Raw genomic sequence first — 11,886 nt, 5'->3', positions numbered from 1 at the left:
AATCCTTATCTTTGCCCTTTAAAATTTTTGAGATTTGATAAAACTGCACGATTTAGAGTTTGAGCCTTATATTTTAGAAGAAGAAATCAATGCCGCTATAGATAAAGTGGCCAATAAGCTTAATGAAGATTATAGGGATGCCAATCCCATATTTTTAGGAGTACTTAACGGTTCCTTTATGTTTGCAAGTGAAGTTATAAAGAGATTTAATGCAGATTGCGAGGTTAGTTTTGTAAAACTTGGTTCTTACGAGGGCACCAAAACAACCGGAAATGTAAAAACGCTTCTGGGATTAAACCAATCTTTAAAAGACCGGCATGTAATTTTACTGGAGGATATTGTAGATACCGGTAATACGTTAGAAGAAATCAATAAAATTCTTTTAAAAGAGGAAGTGGCGAACTATGAGGTGGCAACTTTATTTTACAAACCTGAAGCTTATAAAAAGGAATTCAATATTAAATATAGGGGAATTGAAATTCCCAATAAATTTATTGTAGGTTATGGCCTGGACTATGACGGTTTAGGTAGAAATCTTACTCAAATCTATAAACTTAAAGAAAACAACATGACAAATTTAGTTTTGTTTGGCCCTCCCGGCGCCGGCAAAGGAACACAGGCAGACATTCTAAAGGAAAAATATAAACTAATTCACATTTCTACGGGAGATGTTTTTAGACATAATATTAAAGGCGAAACCGAATTAGGCTTGCACGCTAAATCTTTTATGGATAAAGGGCAGTTAGTTCCAGATGAGGTTACAATAAAAATGTTGAATGCTGAAGTTGATAAGAACGAAGGCGCTAATGGTTTTATCTTTGACGGTTTTCCAAGAACTGCAGCCCAGGCTGATGCTTTAGCTGAATTGCTGAAGTTGAAAAATACCGAAGTAACCGCAATGATTGCTTTAGAGGTAGATGATGAGGTTTTGGTTAATAGACTATTGGAACGAGGAAAAACTTCGGGAAGAAAAGACGATGCCGACGAAGCTGTGATAAGAAATAGGATTAAGGTTTACTATGACGAAACAGCAATCTTAAAGGAATATTATAAAAAACAAGACAAATATTACGGAGTGGACGGAGTTGGTTCTATTGAAGAAATCACCCAACGTCTTAGCGCCGTAATTGATAAGCTACAAGCTTAATACCTCTTAGAGGCTTGTTACGATTTAAACCTTCTGGGCTTTTCTAGAGGTTTTTGATTTAATTTTTAAACTATGACTGAAGGGAATTTTGTTGATTATGTAAAGATTCACGTAGCTTCCGGAAAAGGAGGTAGCGGATCTTCACACCTGCACCGCGAAAAATACGTAGCGAAAGGCGGACCCGATGGTGGTGATGGTGGCCGTGGTGGCCATGTGATTGTGAAGGGAAACAAAAACCTTTGGACGCTTTATCATTTAAAGTTTAAAAGGCATATTCGTGCCGAACATGGTAGCAATGGTAGTAAACAACGCAGTACTGGGGCAGAAGGAGCCGATGAGTACATTGAAGTGCCTTTAGGAACTGTAATTCGCGACACCGAAACCCAAAAAATTATTCACGAAATTACCGAAGACGGCAAAGAATATCTGGTTGCCGAAGGTGGTATGGGTGGCCGCGGAAACTGGCATTTTAAAAGTTCTACGAACCAAACGCCAAGATATTCACAACCGGGAATTGATGGTACGGAGGTAGATATTACGCTAGAGTTAAAAATTCTTGCCGATGTTGGATTGGTTGGATTTCCAAATGCAGGGAAATCTACTTTACTTTCTGTAATTACAGCAGCAAAACCTAAGATTGCCGATTACGAATTTACTACTTTAAAACCTAATTTGGGTATTGTAGAATATCGTGATTTTAAAACTTTTATAGTTGCTGATATTCCTGGGATTATTGAAGGTGCCGCGGAAGGAAAAGGAATTGGCCATAGATTTCTAAGGCATATAGAGCGAAATTCTACGCTCTTATTTTTAATTCCGGCAGATGCTCCCAATATTTCTGAACAATATGAAATTCTCTTAGATGAATTGCGAAGGTATAATCCAGAGATGTTGGATAAAGATCGCCTTATTGCAATTTCAAAAAGTGATATGCTGGATGCCGAATTAAAACTGGAGATGAAGCACGAATTAGATAAAAATTTAGGTGCGCCTTATTTGTTTATTTCTTCAGTAGCTCAACAGGGATTAACCGAGCTAAAGGACAGGTTATGGGAAATGCTAAATAAGGAGACTTCTTAAATCATAAAGTTGAAACACGTAGAGATATCTTGGATTTGTGTTAATCTTTAGATCTTCTGAACGGTTTTTGATTAAATTTAAGCAGCGTGGATTAATTTCAACGCTGCATTTTTTTGTAAAAAAGTCAAAAATTGATTCTTATGAAATTTATAAAGTTACTATTTGTTTGTGCCTTTGTTTCATCCTGTAATACTCCAAAGGCGGTTTATGATTATGATGACACGGTAAGTTTTAATAATTACAAAACCTATCAGCTTTTCCCCGATTTTCAGTCTGGACTTTCGCAATTGGACGAGACCAGGTTAATTAACAGTTTAAGAAACAAGATGGAGAAAGAGGGTTTTTCAACTTCTGAAGAACCTGGCATATATGTAAATGCTTATTCCCGGGAATTTATGGACCGGAACCGAAGCAGTATTGGCGTTGGTATTGGTGGAGGTGGCAGAAGCGGGGGAGTAGGAGTTTCGGGGGGAATTCCTATTGAGAATAATTCTGTAATTCTTGAAGTTACTATAGACTTTATAGATGTAACCGAAGATTCTTTAATTTGGCAGGCGGTTGTAGAATCTAAATTCAATGCAAATGCTTCTCCAGAGCAACGCAGGGCGATGTTTGATAAGATCGTGGATAAGGCTTTAGAAGGTTATCCTCCAAATGATTAATTGTTATTTATTAAATCAATTTCCTGAATTTTGATCAATAAAAAAGCCCCGGAATTTTCCGGGGCTTTTCACATTTGGTTGGTTAGTTACTAGTTAACTATAAACTTTCGTCAGTATTTAATTCATAATAGTGAATTCACTACGACGGTTTTTAGCATACTGCTCGTTTGTACATCCTGTTGGTTCAGTACAATCGTTAAGCGGCATGCTTTCTCCATAACCTTTAGAAGTTAATCTGCTGCGGTCTATGCCGTTTTCAACAAGATACTCTAAAGTAGAGGCTGCACGTCTTTCAGATAAGCCCATATTGTATTTATCAGATCCTCTTGCATCAGCGTGAGAACCAATTTCAATTTTAAGCTCAGGATATTTGTTCATAATATTTACCACCTTATCTAAAGTTGGTTTAGACTCAGCTTTGATAGTTGCTTTATCAAAATCGAAATAAATATTTCCAACATCTCTTAATTGCTGTCTTCCTGTTTCAAGGTTTGTTTCTCTATCATCGTAATCAACTACAGGAGGAACATAATCTTCCCTGGTGAATACATAAAGGTTATCTGATCCTCTTCTGTTAGAAGCAAGATATCCTTTTTGATTTTCTTCATTTATAATGAATGCGAAATCGTCGTGACCACTGTTTACCGTGTTACCAAGATTTTGAACTTCAGCGAAATCTCCTTCAGCTCTAAAAACATCTAAGTTACCAAATCCCTGGTGACCATCTGAAGCGAAGTAAAGTACTCCCTCTTCACTAATGTAAGGAAATTGCTCACGGTGAGGCGTGTTAACCCCAATACCAAGATTTTCTGGTTCACCGTAAGTACCATCTTCATTTACATCTACAACATAAATGTCAAAAGAACCTTCAGTACCTGGCATATCGCTGGCAAAATAAAGTTTGCTGCCATCTGCGCTTAAGCTTGGATGTTCAGTAGAGTATTCGTCACTTGTAAAAGGTAGAGCTTCAATATTGTCCCATTTACCATCTACCATTTCTGCACGGAAGATTTTAATGTGACCAACTCTAATTCCCTCTTCATTCTTCACTCTTTTCTCGCTGTTACGATCAAAGTACATTACCTGACCATCTTCACTGAAAGTAGCTGAACTTTCGTGCTCATCGGTATTAATTTCATCAGAAAATAAAACGATGTCACTTAGTTCACCGTCTTCAGACATTTCAGCAGAATAAAGATCTAAGGTTGGTTTTTTGTTCCAGGGATAAACCGGACGCTCCTGATTTCTTGTGGAAGCAAAAGTAATTCGGTCTCCATAAAACGCGATACCAAAGTCAGCTGAAGCACTATTGTTCATGATTTGGTTCGTAGTATAAACGTGAGGAGCAATGGTGTCTAATTCACGCGAAAATTCCTCGTAGCTTATATCCTCACCGGTATAATCACTCATATTCTTATCGGCTTCTTCCTGTTCTCCAATAGCACGTAAAGAATGTGCAAATCGGAATTTGTACTCAGGTTCAGTGATATCTTCATGTCTAAGGAAAAGTGTGCGGTAAACTTCCGCAGCACTTTCCATTTGGTTTGTGTAGAAATAAGCATCTCCAAGGTTTTGTAGCACCTCCTGATTTTTATCTACAACTTTTTCATAAGCTTCTGCAGCATCAATGTAGGCTCTTTGAGCAAACAATTTATCTGCTTTCTTTATTTCGGCGTTTTGCCCAAAAGCGGCAAGGCCTATAAAAAGAATAAAAAGGGTACTATATAAATTTTTCATATTATTCGTTTTTTAGAAGAATCTAGGTGATTTGTCATATCCTTTGGTAAGGCCAAACAGGTCAAGATCAAACAACAACATTACCTCGTGAGTTCCACCTAAATTGTAATTAGCGAATTCTGAAGTAAAGTGATCGTAAGCATACCCTACACGTAGTGAAGGAGTGATCTTGAAGTTTACAAGTCCTGTGATAGTTTCATTAAACCTGTAACCAACACCGGCTTCTAACCTGTCGTATAACAAAACGTTTGCAGTAACATCTACTGCCAACGGCGCACCTTGAACACCTCTTGCCATAAAAGCAGGCTTCAATTTAAGATCTGGGTTTAGTTGAAAAACATATCCACCGGTTAAATAGTAGTGAATTGCTTCTTCTCCTAAAGCTGCAAGTCCTTGTTCGTTCTCAATGTATTTTGAAGTAAACAAGTTAGGAGCCGAAGCACCCAAATAGTAGTTATCTCCAAACCAAAAAGCACCAACTCCAAATACCGGGAATACTTCATTTACATTTTCCAAAGCAGGATCTGTAGGGTCGTTTACTCTTAAACCTGAAAGGTTGGCATCAAAAGTGGTAAGACCACCTTTAAGACCAAAAGAGATTTTGCTTTCTCCACCAGTTGGGATTACGTAAGCGAAATCGGCAGTTATATTGTTTTCTTTTACAATTCCACCAATCTCATCATGAACTACGGTTAAACCAAGTTCTACCCTTTCACTTACAGGAGTATGGGCAAAGAAGTTGGCGGTGCTTGGAGCACCGTCAACATTTTGCCATTGAGATCTGTAAATACCCCCTAAGTTTAGCATACCAGGATCATCGGTAGCGTAGGCCGGGTTTATTACACTCATATTATACATATACTGAGTGAACAGCGGGTCTTGCTGAGCCATACCCTTTACTGAGAAAAGGATAACGACTGCGAATATTAAATATTTTGTGATTGTTTTTTTCATTTCTTTCTAATGTTTATCCTTTTATATTATCTGTTCAAGTATACTTTACCCTGACGAGGCTCTGTGCTTCCGTCGTTAAAGTCTACCACATAGAAATATACACCTACTGGTAATACATCGTCTCCAAGACTACCAGATTGGTTAGAAGTTCCATCCCAGGTAGGAGTAGAGGCATTGCCTTTGTAAACTGCATTACCCCATCTGTTAAAGATTGTAATATTGAAGTTTGGATATTCTCTTTCAATATTTTCAATCACGAACCTGTCGTTTCTACCATCTCCATTTGGCGTAATCGCTTCAGGGAATAGTAAAGCACAATCTTCCAGAGTAACTGTAACAGCTAATCTTTCTGAACTTTCGCATCCATTATCTGAAATAAGTGTTGCGTAGTAAGTGATACCATCAGTTAAGGTAGCATTGTTGCTTAATGCAGTCATACTATCTGCTGAATCATACCAGGTTACTTCTCCGCTTTCATTGATCTCGGCTGAAAGGTCTGCAATTGTTGGATTGTCAAACTCACATAGTTCGTAATTGGAACTAATAGTTGGAGCAGGAGAATCTACAATATTAACAGTAAGTACTGCTGCCTCAGATTCGCATCCTTCATCTGATGATTGAGTTACATAGTAATCTCCATCTACCAACAGGTCTTCTTCGCTAACCATCATAGTTAGGTCTACATCAGAATACCAGGTTAGGTTAGTTCCATCTGCCTCAAGTCTTGCCGCAGTTTCACCATCTATTGCACAGAATGCAATCGCTTCACCAGTTGTTGGAGCGTCAGGAGCTTCACCAAGAGTAATAGTGATTGTAGACATATCGTCTCCACCACAATCAGCATCTTCCCCGGCAGTAACTGTATAGATAACTTCATATGTTCCAACTTCAAAAGCTGAAGGATCCATAATTCCGTCTGCTATAACTTCACCTTCTAAAGTGAATTCGCCATCAGTATCTGCATCTGCAGAAATCAATGAGAAAAGATCTTGTTGACCGTCATTACTGCAAACTGTTACATTCATATCTTCACCCGCATTAGCACCTTGTTGTACTTCAATGGTGAAAGTTGTGCTATCTTCTCCTTCTACACATGCAGTTGTTGAGTCAACCACATAGGTGATTTCATAACTACCAGCCTCGTTCATAGTTGGACTAAAAATTCCATTTTCGTAACCTTCGAAATACCCATTTTCATTCGCTTCGTCTGAGATAAGGGAATATAAATCTATATCTTCTTCAGTAGAACAAATGGTTAAGTCTTCAATTTCTCCAGCATTGGCTTCTTCAAGAGCATATACTACTACTGAAAGTTCAACTGAATCCGAACACTCTCCTTCACCAACACTAAAAGTAGTTGTGAACGTGTCGATAGGGTTTTCAAGGAATGAAGTTCTTATTTCTGCAATAGAAGGTTCAAAAGTGCCATCCTCCGAGTAATTACTTCCAAGTAAATTGCGGAAATAATTTCTAACGTCAAGAACAGATGGTTCTGGATCAATTTCGTTTATACAAAGTTCAATCGTTCTGTCCTGGCCTAGACTAACACCCTGGATTAATTCAATTTCAAAGGTTGTTGAGTCTTCTCCTTCAACACAGTCTAAATTTTCATCCACTGTATAAGTTACTGTGTAATTTCCGGCTTCAAATGTAGAAGGTGCAAAAATTCCATTTTCTATTATTTCACCTTCAATAGTAAACATACCTCCCATAGTGCCGGTAATTTCATTGTTGAGATCTATATTTTCATCTGTTGTACAGAATGTGTAATCATCGAATTCTCCTGCATTTGCTTCTTCAATCTCGTTGATAGTAATTGAAATTTGAGCACTGTCTTCACAGTTTTCATTAGCAACGGTATATGTTGCAACAAAGGGTTGAGAGAAATCTCCGTTATTGTAGTAAGCGAAAAGCTCTTCTACATTTGCATCAAATTCTCCCCTCAAATCAACATCTTCCTCTTGATTTTCAAGTAAAGTGATTAAGAAGTTTTGAGCTTCCCCAGGATTCGCGATAAGCTCTTCGATTTCGCTTTCGCAATACGATAGTGCTAAGTCGCTTCCTGCATTCGGACCTTCAAAAATACTAATCGTAAAGGAGGTAGAAGCTTCACCCTCTACACAAGCAGTATCTTCATTAATTGTATAAGTAACATCATAATCACCTTCTTCCATTATTGTAGGATTAAATATTCCTCCTTCAATAACTTCTCCGTCTATTGTAAAGAAACCTCCTTCAATGCCGCCTGTTTGACCTGCTGATAATTGGATTTCATCATCTGTAGTACAAATTTCAATGTCACTAAACTCTCCCGCATCAGCTTGCTGTAGAGGAGTAACCTCTGCCGTTAGCATGACTGAAACAATTCCACAATCGCCAGTGTCTACGGTATATTCGGTTTCGAATATTCCAAGGCCGTTTTGGTTTTCAAACTGTGTCAAAATTTCTGCTGGGCTTGGATCAAAATTTCCACCTGAATCAAGACTTGTGTTGTTAGCAACTAGATTTGTAAAGAATGATCTAATTTGCACCTCGGTGGGGTTATCCTGAACTTCATCTTCACATAAGATGACAGAAACTGGATTTAACGCTTCTAAATCTTCAGATACAATAATATCGAAGCTTGTAGAATCAGAAGTTCCTTCTATCACACAATCTGCAGAATCATTAACATTATAAGTTATAGTGTATGTTCCCGCGCCGATAGATGGATCAAAATTACCATCTTCATTAAGGACTCCTTCCTCTGCTGTGAAAGTTCCACCTGTGTTAGCATTTTCGTCTAAAATGGAATCATCTAAAATAATTATTCCTGTATTAAAACAGTTTAGAGTGATATTATCAATTTCACCCGCTTCAGCAGCTTGCAGTTCTTGTACTTCAATATTAATATCTAAGGAAGTAACTCCACATTCTTCAGTTTCTAGAGTATAAGTGGTTTCAAAAACACCAATCCCATCTGCATCAATATACTGTTGACGGATCTCGGCTGGAGTAGGATTAAAATCTCCATCCAAATCTAAATCTGAATTTTGAGCTACCTGGGCTAATAAGAATTCTCTTATTCCGGGAGCAGAAGGATCATCTTCTACTTCGTTTTCACATAAAGTAATATTAATAGGTTCAATATTTTGAACTCCGCTTTCAATTGTAATATCAAAAGTTACAGAATCAGAAGTCCCTTCTATGACACAATCAGCAGAATCATCTACGAAGTACGTAATAGTATAAGTTCCCGGTCCAATCTCTGACGTATTGAATTGGTTGTTTTCAACACCCTCACCGGTAAACGTACCACCTGAATTAGCATTTTCATCTAGGTTTGTCAGCTCAGTTAAGTCAATCATATCTTCTGCCTCACAGGCTATGGTGATATCATCAAAATCACCTGCTTCAGCCGCTTGTAATTCTTGTACTTCAATATTTATATCTACAGTAGTATCTCCACATTCCTCAGTTGCTACTGTATAGGTGGTTTCAAAAATACCAATCCCGTCTGTGGCAATAAACTGTTGACGAATCTCGGCCGGAGTAGGATTAAATGTTCCATCATCCTCATTTAAATTAGTTCTGGCTCTTACCAGATTTCTTAAATAAGCATTAACTTCAAATGTACTTGGATCATCTTGCACTTCATCCTCGCATAAGGATACATTAATAGGTGCAATATTCTCAACTTCACTTTCAACGGTTATGTCGAAGGTAGTAGAACTGGAAGTTCCTGCTATAACGCAGTCAGCTGACTCGTCTACCGAGTAAGTAATAGCATAAGTGTCAGCCTCAAGTCCTGAAGCATCAAATTGATTGTTCTCAACACCTACTCCAGAGAAAGTGCCGCCTGTAGAAGCATCTGGATCTAAATTTTCTAGAGTGGTAAGATCAATTGTTTGCTCACTGTCACAGAAAATAGTAACATCATTAAAGGATCCAGCGTTTGCTTCCTGGTCCTCTTGAATTGTCAATGCAATCTCTATAGAAGACTGGCAATCTTCATCACCATAAGTATAAACTGTATTAAAAGTTTCTTCATCCGTTGGATTGTTTAAATATGCTGAGATATCTCCAATTACACTCTGTAAACCAGGTGTGAATTCCCCATCTGAAGGAATGTCATCCCCTTGCTCTTCGAGTAGTTCATTGAATAAAGCAATAGCCTGAACAGGGTTGGCTAACAATTCTTCTGCTTCTGAAACACATAGAGTTCTGCTTACTTCACTAGAGGAAGCTTCTTCAACTATTATGTCGAAAGTCACGGAATCAGAAGTTCCTGCTACAACACAGAATCCCGAATCATCCACGTTATAAGTAATCGGGTAAGTTCCCGGTCCAACCTCTGATGGATTAAATTGGTTGTTTTCAACCCCTTCACCAGTGAATGTTCCATCTAAATTAGCCTCTTCATCTAAATTCTCTAAATTACTTAAATCCACACTTTCCGGAGCATCACACGCTATAGTTATATTATCAAAATCTCCAGCATTGGCTGGTAATAATTCTGAAATTTCAATATCTATATCTACAGTGGCTTCCCCGCAATCTGTTGCTACGGTGTATGTAGTAGTTAAATTACCAAGACCATTTTGATCTTCAAACTGTTGTCTTATCTCTGCCGGTGAGGGGTTAAAAGTACCCGCTTCCTCATCTAGGGTAGTTCTGGAGCTTATGAGATTTCTTAAATATGCGTTGACTTCAAAAGTACTAGGATTAGGATCAACTTCATCTTCACATAGGTTAACAAGAATTGGTTCAAATTCCTGCGGTTCTCCCGTTAAAGTAATAGTAAATTCAGTAGAATCTTGTCCTTCTACACAGTCAATGGAGTCATCAACGGTATAAGTGATGGTATATGATCCAGCTTCACCAGAAGTGTCAAACTGGTTGTTTTCAACCCCTTCACCCGAGAAGGTTCCGCCTTCGGTGTAATTGGGATCGTTATTGCTTAATTGTGTAAGATCATAGAATGTCTCAGCTTCACAATCTAAGGTTATAGGATCAAATGTTCCCGCGTTGGCTGTTTCAGTGTCCAAAACAGTTACTGAAGCTGTTATCGCTTCACATTCACCATCTATTGTGTATGTAGTAGTGAAAGTGTCGATAGGATTAGTTTCGTATTGAGCAACCAAGTCCGCTGGAATAGGATCGAAAGTTCCGGCTCCTGGATTTCCAATTAGATTTAAGAAAAATCCTTCAAAATCATCAGCATCTGGATTTTCCATTATATCATCAACACAAACTTCTGCATTAACTGTATTGATGATTTCTGGCTCTTCCAAAGTAACTTCAACAGGAGTTCTTTCTCCTGAAGGAGTCTCACAAGGAGGCGTTACACTTCCTCTTTCATTTACAACCTGAGCGGCGAAATAGGTTACACCATTAATTAGTTGTGTGCCTGCTGAAATCGGTGAGTTTGCGGTTTGTGACCGGTACCATCTAATGGCTTGAGTGTCATCATAAGTTCCTTCAGCAACAAGGTCTGCAACAGTAGCTTCTTCACAAAAGGTTTGTGTAGCTTCGGCATCTGGACCTTCAATTTCATTAGGATTGAAACCTACTGCAGTTCTTAGAGATGGGCAATCATTACCTGTAGAAACTTGTCCTACGAAATAACTCCCTCCTGGATTTAACACTCCGTTATATGGAGTTTCCCCGAATTCGGACTCGTATACTTCGATGACGTAATCCGTATCTGCTTCAAATAATGATGCTAAATCTTCAGAATCAAAATCTTCTGAAGCACAGGTAGTAAATTCGAATCCCTGGGTACGGCTTTCGGTAATTTGGTTTACTGGTCGTGGCGCACTAGTTACATTTACTTCTAAAGGCAATCTATTCTCGGGAGCACAATCTTCACCCCCAATATAATAAGTAGTTCCTTCTAGAAGCTCATCCCCAGGAATAGGCTGGTTGTCACCAACTTGATTCGTTTGAAATACCGGGTTACCGTCGGTATCTAAATCATCAATTGTTTCAAGATAACAGAAATCTTGAGTAGCAGGGAAATCCCCTGCTTCGGGGCAGTCTTCTTGCCCAAATGAAGGCAAGGTTCCAATTAACAATACAAAGGCGAAAAGGAACCAATTTGTTCCCTTCCTCCCAAAAGTAAAATTTTGCATAGGCTAGGTGTTAAAATTCAATTATTAGTATTAGGTTTAAATAATTTTAGCAGCACAAATATTAAAATAATTTTTAACATTGTGAGGTAAACTAAGCAGTACTTTAACAAATTTTACCATTTATTTTGGTTCTATATTTTTTTGTTAAACGTTACTTGATGCTTTAGGTCGAAATTCGCGATAAATTTATGAA

At 38.2% G+C, this 11,886-nt stretch carries 6 protein-coding genes; 3 read left to right on the top strand and 3 right to left on the bottom strand.

Annotated elements, in window-relative coordinates; genetic code table 11:
• The first annotated feature begins 34 nt into the window (after positions 1-34).
• The 3 genes from B4F31_RS07115 to B4F31_RS07105 all read left to right on the top strand — a co-directional run bounded on the left by B4F31_RS07115 (position 35) and on the right by B4F31_RS07105 (position 2,889).
• Positions 35-1,147, top strand: a complete 1,113-nt coding sequence (locus tag B4F31_RS07115; protein WP_075324973.1) for an adenylate kinase — start codon at positions 35-37, stop codon at positions 1,145-1,147.
• A gap of 72 nt (positions 1,148-1,219) precedes the next feature.
• Positions 1,220-2,227: a GTPase ObgE gene (gene obgE, locus B4F31_RS07110; protein ID WP_075324972.1), complete on the top strand. Its 1,008-nt coding sequence runs from the start codon at positions 1,220-1,222 to the stop codon at positions 2,225-2,227.
• Positions 2,228-2,367: 140 nt separating this feature from the next.
• On the top strand, positions 2,368-2,889 hold the full coding sequence (locus B4F31_RS07105; protein WP_093306047.1) for a DUF4136 domain-containing protein: 522 nt from the start codon (positions 2,368-2,370) through the stop codon (positions 2,887-2,889).
• Between the two features lie 117 nt (positions 2,890-3,006).
• Here the strand turns inward: B4F31_RS07105 and B4F31_RS07100 are convergent, their stop codons facing one another.
• From B4F31_RS07100 to B4F31_RS07090, 3 genes are read right to left on the bottom strand one after another with little or no spacing between them, the layout of a single operon-like run.
• Positions 3,007-4,626, bottom strand: a complete 1,620-nt coding sequence (locus B4F31_RS07100; RefSeq protein WP_286760971.1) for an OmpA family protein — start codon at positions 4,624-4,626, stop codon at positions 3,007-3,009.
• Between the two features lie 12 nt (positions 4,627-4,638).
• Positions 4,639-5,580 carry a PorP/SprF family type IX secretion system membrane protein gene (locus B4F31_RS07095; RefSeq protein ID WP_286760970.1) on the bottom strand — a complete coding sequence of 314 codons (942 nt, stop codon included), beginning with the start codon at positions 5,578-5,580 and terminating at the stop codon, positions 4,639-4,641.
• Between the two features lie 26 nt (positions 5,581-5,606).
• Positions 5,607-11,693 carry a gliding motility-associated C-terminal domain-containing protein gene (locus tag B4F31_RS07090; RefSeq protein WP_286760969.1) on the bottom strand — a complete coding sequence of 2,029 codons (6,087 nt, stop codon included), beginning with the start codon at positions 11,691-11,693 and terminating at the stop codon, positions 5,607-5,609.
• Positions 11,694-11,886: the final 193 nt, after the last annotated feature.

The organism is Salegentibacter sp. UBA1130, from assembly GCF_002311535.1.
GTDB lineage: Bacteria > Bacteroidota > Bacteroidia > Flavobacteriales > Flavobacteriaceae > Salegentibacter > Salegentibacter agarivorans.
This window is presented reverse-complemented; position numbering and strand designations above follow the sequence as displayed.

Excerpts from the sequence above, each read along its gene's own strand:
- B4F31_RS07105 (WP_093306047.1), top strand. The coding sequence starts at position 2,368 with ATGAAATTTATAAAGTTACTATTTGTTTGTGCCTTTGTTTCATCCTGT.
- B4F31_RS07100 (WP_286760971.1), bottom strand. The coding sequence starts at position 4,626 with ATGAAAAATTTATATAGTACCCTTTTTATTCTTTTTATAGGCCTTGCC.
- B4F31_RS07095 (WP_286760970.1), bottom strand. The coding sequence starts at position 5,580 with ATGAAAAAAACAATCACAAAATATTTAATATTCGCAGTCGTTATCCTT.
- obgE (WP_075324972.1), top strand. The coding sequence starts at position 1,220 with ATGACTGAAGGGAATTTTGTTGATTATGTAAAGATTCACGTAGCTTCC.
- B4F31_RS07090 (WP_286760969.1), bottom strand. The coding sequence starts at position 11,693 with ATGCAAAATTTTACTTTTGGGAGGAAGGGAACAAATTGGTTCCTTTTC.